Source organism: uncultured Oscillibacter sp. (genome assembly GCF_910587525.1).
Classification (GTDB): domain Bacteria; phylum Bacillota; class Clostridia; order Oscillospirales; family Oscillospiraceae; genus Oscillibacter.
Genome location: NZ_CAJULS010000042.1, coordinates 1 through 16,625 on the forward strand (window position 1 = coordinate 1; position 16,625 = coordinate 16,625).

At 64.6% G+C, this 16,625-nt stretch carries 12 protein-coding genes, 1 pseudogene and 1 riboswitch; of the genes and pseudogenes, 4 read left to right on the forward strand and 9 right to left on the reverse strand.

Annotated elements, in window-relative coordinates; translation table 11 throughout:
• The 4 genes and pseudogenes from QZ326_RS05660 to QZ326_RS05675 all read right to left on the reverse strand — a co-directional run.
• Positions 1-377: pseudogene (locus QZ326_RS05660) on the reverse strand (hypothetical protein); the annotation flags it as partial.
• The gene (locus QZ326_RS05665; protein WP_295742405.1) at positions 364-1,539 is read right to left on the reverse strand and encodes a serine/threonine protein phosphatase; all 1,176 of its coding nucleotides are present in this window, start codon (positions 1,537-1,539) and stop codon (positions 364-366) included. The pseudogene QZ326_RS05660 and the gene QZ326_RS05665, both read right to left, overlap by 14 nt.
• A 15-nt stretch (positions 1,540-1,554) precedes the next feature.
• The gene (locus tag QZ326_RS05670; RefSeq protein ID WP_295742437.1) at positions 1,555-2,790 is read right to left on the reverse strand and encodes a PBSX family phage terminase large subunit; all 1,236 of its coding nucleotides are present in this window, start codon (positions 2,788-2,790) and stop codon (positions 1,555-1,557) included.
• Between the two features lies 1 nt (position 2,791).
• Entirely contained in the window at positions 2,792-3,121 is a 330-nt protein-coding gene (locus tag QZ326_RS05675) for a terminase small subunit (RefSeq protein ID WP_295742408.1), read from the reverse strand.
• Positions 3,122-3,599: 478 nt separating this feature from the next.
• Between QZ326_RS05675 and QZ326_RS05680 the strand changes: the two genes are divergently transcribed.
• Genes QZ326_RS05680 through QZ326_RS05690 form a run of 3 tightly spaced genes read left to right on the forward strand, consistent with a single transcriptional unit; the run spans position 3,600 to position 5,337 of the window.
• Positions 3,600-3,938: a PadR family transcriptional regulator gene (locus tag QZ326_RS05680; protein WP_295742411.1), complete on the forward strand. Its 339-nt coding sequence runs from the start codon at positions 3,600-3,602 to the stop codon at positions 3,936-3,938.
• Positions 3,938-4,666 carry a permease prefix domain 1-containing protein gene (locus tag QZ326_RS05685; RefSeq protein WP_295742413.1) on the forward strand — a complete coding sequence of 243 codons (729 nt, stop codon included), beginning with the start codon at positions 3,938-3,940 and terminating at the stop codon, positions 4,664-4,666. The genes QZ326_RS05680 and QZ326_RS05685 overlap by 1 nt, the downstream gene beginning before the upstream one ends.
• Positions 4,663-5,337 (forward strand): hypothetical protein, encoded by a 675-nt coding sequence (locus tag QZ326_RS05690; protein ID WP_295742416.1) that lies wholly within the window; start codon positions 4,663-4,665, stop codon positions 5,335-5,337. Before QZ326_RS05685 ends, QZ326_RS05690 begins: the two co-directional genes overlap by 4 nt.
• Before the next feature lie 41 nt (positions 5,338-5,378).
• On the opposite strand, the gene QZ326_RS05695 is transcribed toward QZ326_RS05690, so the two are convergent.
• From QZ326_RS05695 to QZ326_RS05710, 4 genes are all read right to left on the reverse strand, one after another.
• The gene (locus tag QZ326_RS05695) at positions 5,379-6,431 is read right to left on the reverse strand and encodes an NAD(P)H-dependent oxidoreductase (protein ID WP_295742419.1); all 1,053 of its coding nucleotides are present in this window, start codon (positions 6,429-6,431) and stop codon (positions 5,379-5,381) included.
• Between the two features lie 214 nt (positions 6,432-6,645).
• Positions 6,646-7,896 (reverse strand): lactate dehydrogenase, encoded by a 1,251-nt coding sequence (locus QZ326_RS05700; RefSeq protein WP_295742422.1) that lies wholly within the window; start codon positions 7,894-7,896, stop codon positions 6,646-6,648.
• Positions 7,897-7,922: 26 nt separating this feature from the next.
• Positions 7,923-12,728 carry a nicotinate-nicotinamide nucleotide adenylyltransferase gene (locus QZ326_RS05705; protein ID WP_295742425.1) on the reverse strand — a complete coding sequence of 1,602 codons (4,806 nt, stop codon included), beginning with the start codon at positions 12,726-12,728 and terminating at the stop codon, positions 7,923-7,925.
• Positions 12,729-13,176: 448 nt separating this feature from the next.
• Positions 13,177-14,055, reverse strand: coding sequence for a rhomboid family intramembrane serine protease (locus tag QZ326_RS05710; RefSeq protein ID WP_295742428.1), 879 nt, complete (start codon positions 14,053-14,055; stop codon positions 13,177-13,179).
• A gap of 190 nt (positions 14,056-14,245) precedes the next feature.
• Positions 14,246-14,338: riboswitch (SAM riboswitch) on the forward strand.
• A gap of 85 nt (positions 14,339-14,423) precedes the next feature.
• On the opposite strand from QZ326_RS05710, the gene metK reads away from it, so the two are divergent.
• Positions 14,424-15,611 carry a methionine adenosyltransferase gene (gene metK / locus QZ326_RS05715; protein ID WP_295742431.1) on the forward strand — a complete coding sequence of 396 codons (1,188 nt, stop codon included), beginning with the start codon at positions 14,424-14,426 and terminating at the stop codon, positions 15,609-15,611.
• A 66-nt stretch (positions 15,612-15,677) separates the two neighbouring features.
• Here metK and QZ326_RS05720 read toward each other — a convergent pair whose 3' ends face one another.
• Positions 15,678-16,286: a TetR/AcrR family transcriptional regulator gene (locus QZ326_RS05720; protein ID WP_295742434.1), complete on the reverse strand. Its 609-nt coding sequence runs from the start codon at positions 16,284-16,286 to the stop codon at positions 15,678-15,680.
• Positions 16,287-16,625: the final 339 nt, after the last annotated feature.

Genomic DNA, 16,625 nt, shown 5'->3' on the forward strand with positions numbered 1-16,625 from the left:
GCGATGAGGTCCGAGTTTTTCTCCGTCCGCAGCAGATAGGCCCAGCCCTTGAGCCAGCGGTACTCGTCTCCCGCCGCCGTGGTCATGGAGGGCTCCCGCACCACCTCGGTCCGGTAGATGCGGGCCGTCTGCCCCCGGGCGGACCACTGGTGGTCGAAGATGCCGCTCTTGCCCAGGAAAAGCTCCCCCAGCCGCTCCAGCGCCGCGCCGTCGAACCGCTCAAAGTCCCGGTCCACCTCGTTGTCGCACAGCCGCAGGCTGAAGGTGTACGCCTGCTCCGCCGTCAGCGGCGTCCTGGCAAACCGGTTGATGGCCTCCAGCTCCTGCTGTCCGGGCAGTCCTGCCGCCGCCTCGCTTCGCTCCTTACGCAATTCCATTGCGCTCTCTCCTTCCGGCTTCCTTTTCGTCATTCTCAATCCTCAGTTTTCTCGCCTGCTCCCGGTAGAGCTCCGCCCGGGCCTCCTCCACCTGGTCCTGGAGGTTGATGTCGTCCCACTCCACCGCAAAGCCGCAGGTGTACCCGTGCATCCGCAGCCACATCCGGCAGATCCGCTCCACCACCGGCGTCAGCGTCCGCCGAATGGCGGTGATCTCCGTAGTCAGCAGGTCCGCCTGCTGGGAGCTCATCCGCTCCGTGGAATTCCAGCTTAATCCCAGCATAAAGGGCGGAATGCCGGTCTTGGCCACAATCTGCTCCAGAATCTGCCGCACCGGCACCTCGCTGTCCAGAATGGGCGCGTCGGCGCCAATGGCCCTGATCTCCACATCCCCCACGGCCACAAAGTCCCGCACGCTGCCGCTGCGGCTGTCCTGCATGGCCCGGGACCACTCCTCCGCCAGCAGCCGCCCCCGCTCCGCCGCGGAGGCGCCCTCGCCGTTTTTGCACGTAACCGCAAAGCGCACGTTGCCGCACCGTTCCCAGTTGACGCCGATGGTGTGGTAGATACTCGTCAGAATCTCCGACAAAAAGGGCAGGGACCGCAGCAGAGACACGCCATAGGGATTTCCCGCCTCCGGGTTCAGCGGCGTAAACAGCAGCAGGTCCTGACAGGGCAGGGGGCCCATCCGTCCCCGCTCGTCCGCCCCGCAGATCACAAATTCCAGCGGGTGCTCCCCCTCCCGGATCTCAATGTCCTCCACCCGGCCGCACACCAGCGCCGTAATATCCCCGCCGCCCTGGGCGGGCACGATCTCGCCGACGGCCCGCCCGCAGGTGAGAAGCGAGTCCAGATAGCAGTCCAGAAAGGCGTTGACGCCGAACTGCCCCCGCCCCACAGGCACGGTCCGCAGAAACTCCTCCAGCGCCCGCTCCGCCGTCCGGTCGCCGCACCGGGCCGTCACGCCCCCGGTCATGCGGATCAGCTTATAAACTGCCGCGTCCACCACCGGCACGGCCTCCCGCACCGCCCGGTACAGCCGGGTCTCTCCCCGGCTCAGGGGCACGTAGTTTTCCAGCATCCCAAAGGGATGCCGCTCTCCACTGCGCAGCTGCACTGCTGCGGGAGATGTCTCCTCCTGCCGCTTTTTGAACCATCTCAAAGTCCTGATCCCTCCTCATATTCTCCGCTCCACGCTCATGGCGGCAAAGCCGCCCCCGTCCCCCGCTGCCAGATCCATGGCGAAATAGCGCATCTCGTCCATGGCGTGGTCGTTTTCCTTCCTGGGCGCGTCCCGGCCGGGCCGCTCGTCCCAGCAGTAGAGCTCCATCTCCCGCAGACAGTCCCGGCATTCCTGGCAGATCACGATCCGCCGCCGTTTCAGCAGGTCCGCCGTCACCCGGATGCCGTCCGCCACGTCGTTGTCCGCCCGGACCACCCGGAACCCCTTCCGCCGCAGGACCTCGATGAAGCTGGCCGCCGAGGGGTCCACGATTACCCGCTGGATTTCCCGTCCCCCGGCCAGGGCCGCCAGATCCTCTGCGTACTCCGCGTCTGTCCGCTGCCGTCCGGCCCTCCGGGAATTGTAGTAGAACTCCTGTACCCGGTACCACACCCCGTCCAGCTCCCCCCACAGCCCGAAGGAGGCGGGGTTGGCGGTGCCGTAGTCCACGGAGATCCGCCACCGGGCAAAGGGGCCCGCCGGGGCCGCCGGGGCGTCCCGCTCCCGGTCAAAGAAGTCGTATACCAGCCCCTGGGCGGCGGTCCATTCCCCCAGCACGAACCGCCGGTAGAACACCCCGGAGTAGGCCCGCCGGTACCGCTCCCGGATGTGCCGGGACAGGGCGGGATTGTCCTCCATGGTGAAGTGGAGGTACAGCGCCCGCCGCTCCCGGGCCCTCAAAATCCACTCCCGGTAAAACCAGTGCTGGGGCCCCTCCGGGTTGCAGTTGAACCACAGCCGGCTCCCCGCCACGCTGCACCGGGCGACGGCCTGCTCCACAAAGGAGCGGGGCATCAGCGCCGCCTCGTCCAGCAGCACCCCCGCCAGGGTGCTCCCCTGGATCAGAGCCGCGCTGGACTCGTCCCGCCCACCGAAGAGCAGAAATCGGTTTTCATGTCCCGCAAACCGCACCACCAGCAGGTTTTCCGACCGCCGCTCCCGGACGTTCATGCCGGCGCTCCGCAGATAGGGCACCAGCTCTGCCAGCAGATTCCGCCGCAGAGAGCCGATGGTCTTGCCGCAGAGCCCGAACTGCTGCCCGTCAAACCGGGCCTGGGCCCACAGAAAAAAGGACAGCCCCATGGAGAAGGTCTTGCCGCTGCGCACCGCCCCGTCGCAGATGACAGCCTCCCACCTCTCCGACTGCCACCAGGTCAGAACCCGTTTCTGCTTGGGGGAAAAATTCCTGATTTCACCCGTTGTCCCATCCCTCCCCTGTCTCTCCGCAGCCCTCCGCCAGTGCCCGGTACAGTGCCGCGGCCCCGCGGCCGCCGTCCTCCAGCAGGGTACAGAGCGTCTCCAGCGCCTGCACCCGGTCTGCCAGCTTCACCTCCACGCCGCCCTTGTCGGTCACCTTGAACTCCGCCACGGCAGAGAGATCCAACTCCTCCGGGTCCACCTCCCCGGGGCGCAGAGCCAGCCGCACTGCGTCGTTGGCCCTGCCGAAGGCCAGCTGCGCCAGCCGCCGCAGAACCTCTTCCCGCCGCAGCTGGCCCGCCGCGTCCGCCTGTATCTTCTCCAAGCTGTCCGCCTCCTCTCCAAGCACTCTCTACACGAAGGGCTCCGCTTCCTGAAAAGTTGCACGCCGCCGTGCGCTCTCCGAAAAAATTTTTTCAAAATTTAGAAAAAACGCGGCGCAGGACATTTGTCCTGCGCCGCGCCAGGCTGTCAACGATCCTCGCCAACGGCGAGACTTTTCATAAATACTGCGTTTCTAAGAGAATACAAAAGTTTTCGATAGATTGAACGGGCTTTGCCCGCTGTGTTTTTCCTTGACATACCTTGCGATGCTATATATAATAAGCCTAGAGATACTAGGCTTTGTTGGATAAATAGCGAAATGCGCAAGGGCGAGAGATTTTTCCGCTGGCAAGGCAAAAATTCGCAGGAGCACCTTGTGTGTTCCAAGAATTTTTAACGCGGCGCAGGGGAAAAGGGCCGCCGCTTGGACGTTTTGACATTTTTCGGCCTGGGTTTTATTTCGGAGAGGAGTGAGGAAGATGCGGAAAAAACAGCAGATCGAGCACACGCCGCTGCTGGTGCTGTCCCTGCTGGCCGGGGAGGATATGTACGGCTACCAGATGATCCTGGAGCTGGCCCGCCGGTCCAACCACACCTTTGATATGAAGGAGGGCACGCTGTACCCCGTGCTCCACGGTCTGGAGCAGCAGGGCTATGTGGAGGCATACCGGCAGGAGGCCCCCACAGGCCGGATGCGGAAATACTACCACTTGACGAAAAAGGGCGGCGAGGCCCTGCGGGCGGAGGCGGAGAGCTGGCGGCGGTACTCCGGCGCGGTGAATGCGGTGCTCCAGTCCTCCGCCCTGGGAACGGCGTGATGGACCGGGCGGAATACTGCGCCCAGGTGCTCTCCCACCTCCGCCGCCTGTCCCGTGAGGAAAAGGAGGCCGTCCGGGCGGAGCTGGAGGAGCACATGGAGGACCACATCTGCGCCCTGCTGGAGCTGGGGTACGATGAGAGGCTTGCGGAGGAGCGGACCATGGCCGCCATGGGAGACCCGGCGGAGGTGGGCCGGGAGATGGACAAGCAGTATCCCCGGTATTGGGACAGGATTACCGGCGTGTCCGTCATCGTCTCTATCGTTATGATCTTCGTGATGGTGCTGGGCATCGGGAGTCTGGGCTTTTTGTGGGACAGCGTAGCCTTCCGCTTCCGGGCCCCGGAGAACCGCAGTGCCATGGACTATACGGCGGAAGAGGAGCGGGATATCCGGGTCACCGTGGGCAACGACGTTTTGCGGGTCTACCGCGTCTCCGTGGGCGTCAAGGAGGGGGAGCGGGTGGCGGAGGTTGCCGTCTGTACCTATGACCGGATTCCCGGCGGCATCGTGTCCGGAAAGCTGCTGGACTGCCTTACGGCGGAGAGCCAGCGGGGAGAGACCCGATGGGACGGCGGCCACGGCGGAGGCGGCGGCCACTGGCTGGCGGAGTATACCCGCCTGCGGGCCCCGGTCCGGCTGGGAGACGACCACATCACGCTGCGGTACGAGCGGTTGGGCGAGACCGTTTTGATCGATATCCCCCTGCCGGAGGAGGTGGGATCATGAAGCGGAGAAAGAGACTGCCCACCCGGAGGCGGGACGCCCTCCGCCATGCCTCCCGGGCCCTGATTTTGCTGCTGCTGGTGCAGAACCTGCTGCATGTGGGACTGCTGCTGCCGGTCCAGGCTCTTCGGGAGACGGAGGAGCGGGAGGGCGTCTGCGGTACGAAAGTCCTCCGGCGCATTTGGGAACCGGATATCTACAAAACCTCCCTGTTTTACCTGACGGCCAGCGAAAATGCCCTGCTGCTGGGGGATGTCCACTTCACGCACCTGGGCTGGTTTCCCCAGTTCGGCGCCGCCCTGGACTGCACCGGCGGCGCCCCGCTGTACGCCGCGGAGCGGACTGTCAGCCGGTACGGTCAGGAGGAAATGTATTGCTTTTTCTATGGCCGGGCGGACGCTCCCTCCATCGAGACGGTGGAGCTCAGCCTCCGTTACATCAGCGGCTACGATGAAGCGGAGGGGGAGAATATCTATCAGGAGCATGTCCGGCTCACAGTTCCAAAAGAGAGCTGGATGGAACGGGATGGCCACCGGTATTTTCTCCTGCCCTACAAGCTGGAGGGCTGGCCCTACCAGACCAGCGAGCACACTTTTGTCACCGGGAGGGACAATGCCGGAAAAGTTGTCACAGAGTTTGAAATCACCGAGGGCTCCTATGCCTCCTACGGCTGAAACAGGGCCCCGCGTCCGTGGGACGCGGGGCCCTGTTGTGTTTATCTCCTGCCTGACAGCTGCTCCAGAATGTTCCCGCTGAACCGCTCCAGCCGTTCTTCAATTCCCGGCAGTTTTACCGCCGTACCGGCGTCGTTGGCGGTCTCCAGCATAGCAAACTGCGGCGGCAGCCAGAAGCCCTTGTTCATGTTCATGGCGGACACCACCTGGCTGGCCACAATGTCCCCGCCGGAGTACCCCGAAACCACGACGGCGAACACCGCCGTGTCCTCAAAGGGCGCGGCCCGGTACAGGGCCGTCAGGCGGTTGACGGCGGCGGTGAGGTTGGCGGGCAGGGCGTCGTTGTAGTTGGGGCACAGCAGCACCACGCCGTCCGCCGCCCGGACGGCAGGGTATACCTCCTCCACCATGACGCCGCCGTAGAAGCAGTCCCCCCGCTCCCCGAAGTGGAGGCAGGCGGTGTAGGGGCACCCGGCGCAGTCCGCCAGGGTGCCGTTGCGAAGGCCGATCTCCGTGATCTCACAGGCCCTCTCCAGCCGTTCCCGGCACCGGCTCCACAGGGCCAGGGTGTTAGAGGTGCGGCGGCTGGAGGCGTGGAGCACCAGGAGCTTTGGCCGCTGCCGCCGGGGCGGGGCAAAGTCCAGAACCCGCCGGACCAGGTCCGCCGCCGCGCGCCGGTAGGCCTCCTCCAAAGAACACCCGGCGTTTTTTGCCTGGACGGTGAAGTTCCGCAGGTCCCCCGTAGCCTCCACCAGGGGCCGGCCCGGGAAGGCGCAGCCCGCCAGGCTGGCCGCCAGTACCAGCTCCCGCCCCGCGGACTTGGTGTAAAGGTCCCCAGTCCCGTCCGCCAGCACGCCGCCCACGCACCCCCGGAGACAGTCCGGATGGGTGCGGAGGTACGCCAGCAGGCTGTATAATTCATGGTTTACGCCGCTGCCATCCAGGGGCACGGCGAAGAGGACCCGGCGGTTTTCCAAGGGGCCCTCCAGCCGGGACCACACCTGGGACCGGCGGCCCTCCCGGGCGGCGGACAGCACCGTTTCCAGCCGTCCGCTATGGCGGCCCGCGTGGAGGATCAGCAGCTCGCCGTCCATAAAGACACCTCCTCCCGGCCCAGCCGGGGACATAGTACGAATAGCACGCCGGCACATCCCTCAGGGCCTGGCAGAGAAACACCGCCGCCAGAACATTCAGTCCAAAGGCGGCGCTAAAATCCCCCCGGCGCTTTTCGGACGCCGCCAGGGCCGCCAGCACACCGCAGGCCCCGCCAGGGCCAGCAGCAGCCAATACCCGATTTTCCACCCCGGCTTACGGCGCCGCCTCCGGTGAGAGGGCCCGCAGCGCCGCCTCCGTCTCCCGCAGTCGGGCAAAGAGCGGGTCCGGCATCTCCAGCGTCTCAATCTCCAGCCCCCGGGCCGTGAAACGGTTCTTGCAGCCGAACCACACGCCCCCCAGGGGCACGGAGCCGCAGTGCCACGCCCCCCGCAGGCTCAGCAGCAGCTGCATGGCCCCGGAGGACACGGCGGGGGCCACGTAGGGCTTGAACCCCAGCTCCCGGATGCGGAGGTTGGCCTCCAGGGTCAGGCGGGTCAGCTCCCGGGAGAGTTCATCGTCGTAGTGTTCCACGGAGTTGGCAATCACCAGCCCCTTGCCGTGGGGGCCGAAGCTGCGGCCCTCGGTGAGGAAGGCAGCAAAGCGGGGGTCCTGTTTCGCAAAGTACGCCGCCCGGGCGTTCATCACCCCCAGGCCAAAGCCCTGCACCTGCTCCGGCAGAAGGCCTAGACCGTCCCAATTGCCGGCTTCATCCCGGTTAGAGGCCCGCCAGGCCGCCTGGCACAGCTGGTCCACCGGGTCGCTGAGGACGATGAAAAGCCCTCGGAAGTCCGCGGCCCTGGCCTGCCGGGCGAACCGCTCCGCAAGGGGCCGGTTAGCCTCCAGCTGGGCCATGCGCACGTCCTGCACGCCGCTTCCTACCGGCGGAATGGCCCTGGCGGCGGCGAAGATGAATACATCGCAGTCAAAGAGGCGCTCCGGCGGTGCCGCATCCACTGCCGGAAGGGCGTCATAGTCCCAGGGCCAGGCGATCTGGCCCATCTCCGCGACCCACCGGGCCACGGCGTTCCCACTGAGGTCACAGATGCCGGTGGAGGAGACCACATCGCCTCCCAGCAGTTTCAGCGCCGTCAGCAGCGTACCGCCCACGTCCCCCACCGCCAGCAGGTGGACCCGCTTCTTCCCCGGCCTGGGTGCGGCGAAATCCAGGGCCCGCCTCCAGCGGGGGTGCCGGAGGTTCGCGCCGGTAAGGTTGCCTGCCGCAATGGCGGCGGAGACAGCCTCCGGCAGCTCCGGTTCCGCCCCCATCCGCCGGGGGTCCAGCCAGGCCGCATCCGGGTGCTCCGCCGTCAGCTGGCGGGGGTCTGTCACGCGCCAGGCGGCGGGGTGCAGAGCGGGGTCCCCGCGGACCAGAAACAGCTCCGGCGTCCCCGGCTCCGCCGGGGGAAAGGGCAGATCTGCCGCAAAGGATGCAGCCGTTTTTTCGTTGATGTTGTACCAGTACATAGGTCTCCGATCTCCTGTCTTTGTCCTTATTCCAGCAGCTCCCGCATCCGCAGCAGCATCTTCAAATCGTTCTCCAGGCACATGGAGGCCGGCAGGCTGGCGTCGTAGAGCAGGCAGTTCCCCTTATCCGGGCTCAGGGGCAGGATCACCGCCTCACTGAGGCGGGAGAGGGTCAGATTCCGGGCGTAGCGCTCCCGGTAGGCCGACTCCAGCGCCAGCAGAATATCCCGGCCGTTGGTCAGGCAGGCCATGGAGAAGGCGAACACCGCCTCCCGGCCGCACTCCTTGTAGAACTTGGGGAAGGCGTAGGGCAGGATCAGGTTCACCGCCGGGGTCAGTCCGGGCACGGAGGCCCGGGCCCCGCCCACGGTGTCGCCGCCGATGAAGGGGTACATGGTGGACTCCACAAACCAGGCCCGCATGTTGGGGATGTAGTAGACGCTGTCCACCTCCCGGCCCCGGGCGGCCATCAGGTCCCGGCCCCGGCCGGAGAGCAGGCCCACCACGCAGCGGTCGATGTCCACGCCCTCCTGCCGGAACAGGGGATCCAGGGCCTGGATGCGGTTGCCGGAGTGGATCAGGTCGTCCACCAGCATCACGGGCCGGCGGAAGGAGCGGATAGTCCGGATCTGGCTCTCCAAGGGCGCGTAGCCGGGGAAGGCCTGGATGGTGAATGACTTCAGGTCCGGGGCAAAGACCTTGTCGGTGTGGACGGTCTTAGTGACGGTGTTGGGCACGGCGCTGCCCCGGAGAATCTTGCCGAAGGGCACGCACATCTTGGGGCCCAGGACCCGGGGGACGGTGGGCTCGGCGGGCACGCCGTTGAGGTCCGTCAGCTTTCCCACAAGCCGGTGGTAGATGACCTCGGCGTTGAGGGACAGCACCAGCGCCCCGGGGTACAGTCCGCAGATGGCCCGCTGGAGCTGGTGGTGGGCCTTTCGGATGGCCGTGAGCACCTGGAGGTCGGAGGAAAAGGGCTCTTTCAGGGTGGTGGGAATGTTCTGGAGCAGCACCGCCGGGGAGCGCATGTCCACCAGCAGCAACGGCCGCTCCTCTGTTCCGGCGATTTGGACAAAACCCTGCCGGGCCAGCAGGTCCAGCATCTCCTCCCCGGCGGCGGGGCCATACCAGGCGGCATAGCCGCAGTCCTCGCCCATGGCCTGGGACAGGGCCTCCGTCAGAAGGAGCTGTCCGGCGTCATAACTGAAATTGGGGATGCGGGCCAGGTACAGTCCGGTCAGCAGCCGGATCCGCCCCGCCGCGCGGCAGCGCACCGCGTCGGCCAGATCTTCATCCCCGAAGGCGCCGTACAGTCCCCGGTCATTGACGGTCCGCAGGGTCAAAAAGCCCAGAATCCGCTCCCCGGGCAGGGTGTGGCGCAGAACCAGCACGCTGTCCCGGCTGTCCGGATCCGGCAGGGGGCGGCGCTCTGCGGCGGCCATGGCGCAAAGCTCCTCCCACAGCGGCGCCTCCGGGCGCTCCGCCCACTCAAAGCGCAGAAAGCCCGTCCGGATGACCTGCTTGTACTGGGGCTCCCGCAGGTACAGGCTGTTGCGGTAGATGTAGTCCTGCACCGAGGGCTCGATGAGGTTGGAGATATCCCGCCCCAGGTCGATGTTCTCCCGGATGCGGGTGGAGCTGATGTTCTCCAGGTGGGTGGGCAGCTGGAGCTGGAGCACATCCCCCAGAATACAGGAGAGGTCCGCGTCGATCTCCCGGCCCTCGGCGTCGCTGGAGCGGCGGAAGACGATGTGGTTGAGGTAGTGGACAGAGCCGGGGGAGGGCGGCGCCTTGTAGGAGGAGGCGCCCGCCACCACGTCGGACCCCACCGCCAGATACAGCGCCTGCCCCGCGAACACCTGCCGCAGGCGGTTCAGGTCGGCGGGAGTGGCCAGATTCACCGGGATATCGTGGGGGAAGAGGTACACGTCGAACTCGTCCGCCACGGACATGCTGACGATCTGCCGCCGGATCAGAGAGGGCTGGGCCTTCTTGGACCAGGAGAACTCGTCTACCGCCAGATACACCTCGAACCCCAGGTCCCGGATGGCCTGGACGATGCCCTTGTGGCTGAGGGAGAAGGGATCGAAGGTGCCGGGGAAGAAGGCGGCCTTCCCCGGAATCTCAAATTGAAAGGGCCCGCTCTGGATCTTGTGGAGGACGATGAAGCGGTAGATATGGGACAGCGATGCCGCGGTATAGAAGAAGGTCAGTTCCTCCTCCGGCTGCTCGCCGATGAGGAACAGCAGCTTTTTGCTGATTAAAGTGAAGAGGGAGGTCTTCTCGTCATAGCCCAGGGCTTTGGAGGCGAAGAGTCCGCCCAGAATGTGGAGGGCCTCCTGCCGCGCCGCCTCCCGGCGGTCCGCCAGACCCTTGAGGAGAAGGCCGGCCAGGGTTTTCCGGCGGACGGAGGAATCCGCCCCCTCGCCAAAGCGGGCGGCGTAGACAGTGTAGTGCTCCAGCATGGCTCCCACGGTGGACAGGGCCGCCGCCACCACATCGGTGTTGGGGGAGGAGAGCAGGGCGGCCATCTGGACCACCACCTCATCCAGCTCCCGGGGTGTCAGCCACAGCACGAACTGGCCCAGGTACTCCGGGATATACTTGGAGATCTCCGCCTGCCCGGTCTCCAGGGCCTTGGACATCTCCACGGCGATCTCGTTGCGCCGGTCCGGCGTCAGCGCCGGGGCAATGGACAGAAGAGCCGCCCCCGCCATCCGCCGCACCACCACGTGCTCGCTGACCTTGATGAGGTTGGAAAAGTGGGTGGCGATCTGCAGGGCATTGGCCCCGCCGTCCCGCTCTACCTGGTCCAGCAGGTACTCCACGCCGGCGGCCTTCAGAATCCAGGGCGTGGCGGTTTTGAGATTGTCCAGGGACACGCCGCTGGCCGTGCCTGGCCGGCCCAGCAGGGCTTTTTTGGCGGTGACATCCAGCCCCAGCCGCTCCCCCAGCTGTACCTGGAGGAACAGCAGCGGCAGGCTGGCGGTGCAGTCCGCCGCCTCCACGGCGGCGGCAATGGACTGCCGCTCCGACGCCGTCTCCGGCAGGAAGTTCAGAAGGTGCCGGAACAGCCGCAGAGCGGCCGCCTTCTGGAGCGCCTCGCCCCGGTCCAGCCACCAGGCGGCAAAGGCGGTCAGGGTGCTATAGGCGCCGGGGTCCGCCCGCTCCAGAGGGGCGTTCATCACGGCGTCCAGCAGGGCAAAGGCCGCGTCCGGCTCCGCGGCGGCGGGGTCCTGATAGTGGCGCAGCAGCTCTGCGGCGAAACGGGGGGCGTCCCTGTCGGAGCACTCCCCCAGCAGGGCGTCCACCGCGGTTTTGGCCTGATAACGGATCATGCTGGTCTGGCGGGGGGTCAGGCGGCGGTCCGGGTGAATCAGCTTTTCCAGGTACTCCGCCCACAGCTGGAAGGGCCGCTCCTCCAGGGGGTCCGGGGCGGCCCCGGCGGGCAGCTCCTTCTTGTAGCCGGAGAGGAACCCCGCCAGCATCCTTCCGATGAGGGCGGCGGCATGGCGCCGGATGTCGCCGTCCGCCGACAGCAGCAGCTCATAGAGGAAGTCCAGGGTCTGCTCCTTCTGGCCCGCGCTCCAGTAGGTGAAATACTCCTCGAAGATGGACACATAGGCCCGCAGGCGGCCGGCGTCCTTCTCGCTGCGGGCGGCCTCCAGGGTGGCCAGGAACAGATGCTCCCGGCCCAGGCGGTGCATCAGGCGGATGTTGTGGTCCACGGCGGTGTAGCGCAGGTAGTACACCACCTCATCCGGGGAGGCCAGAGCGGCGTTCCGCCGGAGGACCGGGGGGATGCCGGGGCTCTCCAGGGTGGTGTCCACACCAAAGTAGGTGAGATACTCCTCGAAATCCCGCAGCTTGGCGTAGACGAACTGGTACCGCCGCCGCTTGGCGTCGTCCACGTTGTCCAGCTTGCTTAAAATCACGTCGAAGGCGTCTTTTAAGGAGAAGAGCTCCGCAATCTCCCCGCCATCCGCCCCCCGGGACTGCTTCACCCGGAAGTCGGCGTACACCAGCACCAGCGACTCCGAGGACAGGTTCTCGATCTCCAGGTCCCACACGGAGTGGTTGGCGGCAATGTGGCCGATGGAGCTGAGGCCCCGCCGGGTGCACCACTGGTCGGTGTAGTAGTAGTGGAGGTAGGGCACCCGCTCCCCGGGTTTGCAGCCGAACTTGCCGATGTCGTGGGCGGCGGCGGCGCCGCTCATGAGCCCCAGGTCGATACGTCCGCCCCCGGCCCTGAAGGCCCGGGCCACGGTCATGGCGGCGTGGTGGACGCCGGCAATGTGCTCCAGAGTCCGGAAGGGCGTCACCTCCCGGCCCAGGCGCAGCAGCTCGTAGACGTACTCCATCCGCAGGCGCTTCAGGAAGATGCGGTACTCCGCCGCGACGGCGCTGCCGGAGAGCTCCTCCTCCGTGCAGAAGGCGAAGTCCAGCCAGGGGTCGAAGGGCAGGGCCTGCCGCTCCGCGTCAAAGAGCACCTGGAGGAACTGGAGGAAGCACAGCGCCCCGTCCCACTGGGCGGAGGTGTGGACCTCGTCCGCCTGAGGGTAGAGGAGGGACAGCGCCACCTGGTAGGCGCAGCGGAGCCAGCCCTCCTCCGGCTCCGGGGCCAGGGCGTCCAGCACCGGGCGGAAGGAGGCCAGCGCCTGGGCGCAGGTCAGCCGCTCCCGGATGGGGAGCAGGGGGGAGAGCATGGACTTCCAGTCGGCGGCGCCGAAGACCCGCCGGATGTCCTTGCGGGTGAACCCCAGTTTTTTCAAAAATGCCCGGTCGTTGAAGGTCTCGACCAGACGGATGCGCAGAGCCTTGTCCTGATCCATCGTGTTTGCTCCTTTCCGCCCGCGGGGGGATGGATTGATTGTCTCCATTATACCGCATCCGGCGGCGGGAGGGAAGCGGAAATTTAGGAGGTTGGCTTGAAGGCGGTTGACAGTTCTATTAGAATCTATTAAACTTAACTTTGACAAACCTTAAAAGCAATTTCTGCTTATCCGAGGGAGCGGGCTGATAAACATTGGATTTTTTCAAAATGATTTTATAGATGCGATCGGAGCAGGTATTTACAAAATAGCGGTAAGCCATCATGGAAGAGCGGCATAAGTGACAGAATGAAGTCGGCAGGGGGAAAACAAGAGGCACTTAACAATTTTTTGAATCCCCAACAGGAAACAACTGGATAACTCCTTCTGCGGGAGATTTACAGCTTACTCCATACATTCCGAAACGCAAACAGCGGAAGGCCGCCCCAAAGGGGCGGCCTTCCGTCGATCACTCGGTAAAATGTACGTGGTTGAAGATGTGTTCCTGGCAGAAGCAGTGGTATCCCTGGCAGCGGGAGCAGTACCGGAACTCCAGGTCCGGCCACTCCGTGTCGGTCCGCCCACAGACGGCGCACTTGTGGCGGTAGCCCCGCTCCTCTTCCCGCTTCTTCTGCTGCCGGGCGGCGGCCTTGAACTGGATGGTCTGGTGGGAAGTCTGGTGCTTCGCCCGCCCCCGGCGCCAGGCGATTTCGTCGGTGATGTTGGTCCAGAAGAAGACGATGAAGTTCAAAAGGGCAATGATGGGCAGCAGGGCTCCCAGAATGTTTCCCCGCAGCAGACTCTGAACCACCGCCAGGGCGAAAAGTGCGGCGTCAAACCAGGCCAGCCACTTTACCTTCACCGGGATGAAGAAGAACAGCAGGAAACGGGTCTCCGGGTACAGCATGGCGAAGGCAAAGAACATGGATTGGTTTACATAATCCGCGCCGGTGATGTGGGCGCCGCCGCTGAGCAGGCCGATGACCGCGCCGGTGATGACCGTCAGCACCACGCCGGAGATGTAATAGAGGCTGAATTTTGCCGTGCCCCACTCCCGCTCCAGGGTGGTGCCGATCATATAGTAGAGGTGCAGGAAGAACACCAGCCAGATGGCCTGGTTCAGGCTGTAAAAGCCGGGGAAGAAGATGAAGGTCACCAGACGCCAGATCTCCCCGTGAAGGATGGCGTTCCAGTCAAAGGCCAGGAAGCTGACGGCCCCGTATCCGGCGAACACGATGAGAAAATAGACGATGGCGTTGCCGATGACGATGTACTTCATCAGGTTGGGGATACCGAAGTTGGGGTGGTTGTACGCGAAGCGGTCCACCGCGCGGTTGAGCTTTTTCAAAGGGAATCCCTCCAGAAGGTAAAATTCGGAAAAACCACACAGGTAATAAATTATTATACCCGCTTTCCGGTGAAAAGTCATGTATATTTTTTGAACGTTGACAAAAAGTGGTTTTTTCTAAAAAATCCAGAAAAGGGTCCTTGACAAATCCCCGGGAGCTGACTATTATGAGTAATAACAACTTCATCATCCCTTATCAAGAGTGGCGGAGGGACCGGCCCTGCGAAGCCACGGCAACCTGTTCTTCAAGGTGCCAAATCCGACGGATACCGACAGATGAGGAGCGGAAAGATTTTTTCGCGCGTTTCGCCTGTCGAAACGCGTGTTTTTTCTGCCTCCGCGACAAATCAGAAAAGGAGACGAGTACAATGGCAAGACACTACTTATTCACTTCCGAGTCCGTTACCGAGGGACATCCCGACAAGATCTGCGACCAGATCTCCGACGCCGTGCTGGACGCCATCCTGGCCCAGGACCCCCAGGGCCGCGTGGCCTGCGAGACCACGGCCTGCACCGGTCTCATCCATGTCATGGGCGAGATTACCACCAAGTGCTTTGTGGACATCGACAAGATCGCCCGGGAGGTGGTCCGGGACATCGGCTACGACCGGGGCAAGTACGGCTTTGACTGCGACACCTGCGCCGTCATCACCTCCGTGGACGAGCAGTCCCCGGACATCGCCATGGGCGTGGACAAGTCCCTGGAGAACAAGAACGGCGAGGATGCCGAGCTGGGCCACGGTGCCGGCGACCAGGGCATGATGTTCGGCTACGCATGTGACGAGACGCCGGAGCTGATGCCCCTGCCCCTGTCCCTGGCCCAGAAGCTCTGCAAGCAGATGACCCTGGTGCGCAAGACCGGGATTCTCCCCTACATGCGGCCCGACGGCAAGAGCCAGGTGACCGTGGAGTACGATGAGAACAACCGCCCGGTCCGGGTGGACACCGTGGTCATCTCCACCCAGCACAACCCCGACGTCACCCTGGATCAGATCCGCCGGGATATGGTCGAGCAGGTGGTGAAGGTGGTCATCCCCGCCGACATGCTGGACGAGAACACCAAATACTATGTCAATCCCACCGGCCGCTTTGTCAAGGGCGGCCCGGCGGCGGACGCCGGCCTCACGGGCCGGAAGATCATTGTGGATACCTACGGCGGCAGCGCCCCCCACGGCGGCGGCTGTTTCTCCGGCAAGGACCCCACCAAGGTGGACCGCTCCGCGGCCTATGCCGCCCGGTGGGTGGCCAAGAACATCGTGGCCGCCGGCCTTGCCCGCCGCTGCCAGGTGGAGCTGGCCTATGCCATCGGCGTGGCTCAGCCGGTGAGCATCCTGGTGGATACCTTCGGCACCGGCGCCGTGGACGACGGAAAGCTGGAGGAGGCTGTCCGCAAGGTGTTTGACCTGCGGCCCACCGCCATCATCCGTGACCTGGATCTGCGCAGGCCCATCTACCGCAAGCTGGCGGCCTACGGCCACATGGGCCGGGAGGACCTGGGCGTGACCTGGGAGAAGACCGGCCGGGCGGAGGCCCTGAAGGCCGCCGCGGCGGAGTGATCCTGAGACAATGACACCACAGGGCGGCCCCCGGAACACCGGGGGCCGCCTTTTATACCATAGGGGTCAAGTCCCATCTGCCTTCCGCCCCGGGGCCCGGTAGCTCTCCAGGAACATGGGCGTCACGCTGTCGGTGTAGGCCACCAGGGAGTACTCCCCGCCGCAGAGGCACCAGTCGTACAGGAGAGCCCGCTCCCACAGGGCGTAGGCCTTCACAATGTCGTTCACCGTCCGGTCCGTCCGCAGCTGCCCCGCCTGCTGGCCCTGGCTGATGATCTTCCGCAGCAGCTTGAAGTAGATGCGGTTCCTGTCCAGCAGGTGTTTTTCCCCCCGGGCCAGCAGCTGGGTGGACAGCAGCCGGGCCAGCAGGTCCATGGATACGCCGCCGTCGATCATGGCGAACAGCTCATGGTTCAGGTAGACCAGCTTCTCCATGGCGTCCAGGGACGGGTCCATGACCGCCGTCAGCTGTTCGTACTTCTCGTCGAATACGTTGGCCAGCGTCCCCAGCAGGGCGTCCTTGCCGTCAAAGTAGTGGTAGAAGGAGCCCTTGGAGGTCTCTGATTCAAAGACGATGTCCTCCACGGTGGTCTCCTCATAGCCCTGCTCGTAGAACAGCTTCCAGGCCGCGGAGATGATCCGCCCCTTGGTATTCCGGGTATTTTTCCTCGGCACAGGCACGCCTCCCCTCTTTTGACCAGCATACCACATTCGGGGAAAATGCGCAAATCAAACATACTCTGCGGAGAGAGCGTCCCCTCCGCAGATTTTATGCAGGGGCGGGCTCTGTTCCGGCCTGTCCGCCGGAACCCGTCGTTTTCGGGAAAACGGACAGAGCCCCACTCCTGCAAAGCCGCAAAACCAAAATCCCGGATGATAAAACCGTCCCTTTTACCATTTGTGTTGACGGAGCCAGGCACTGGCAATTTCACGAGTCGCAGCTTGAAACAAAAGATTGGTTGCATAAGTGTTATCTACGATACGGTACTGTTTCGCCTGTGTCCTCTTGGCGGA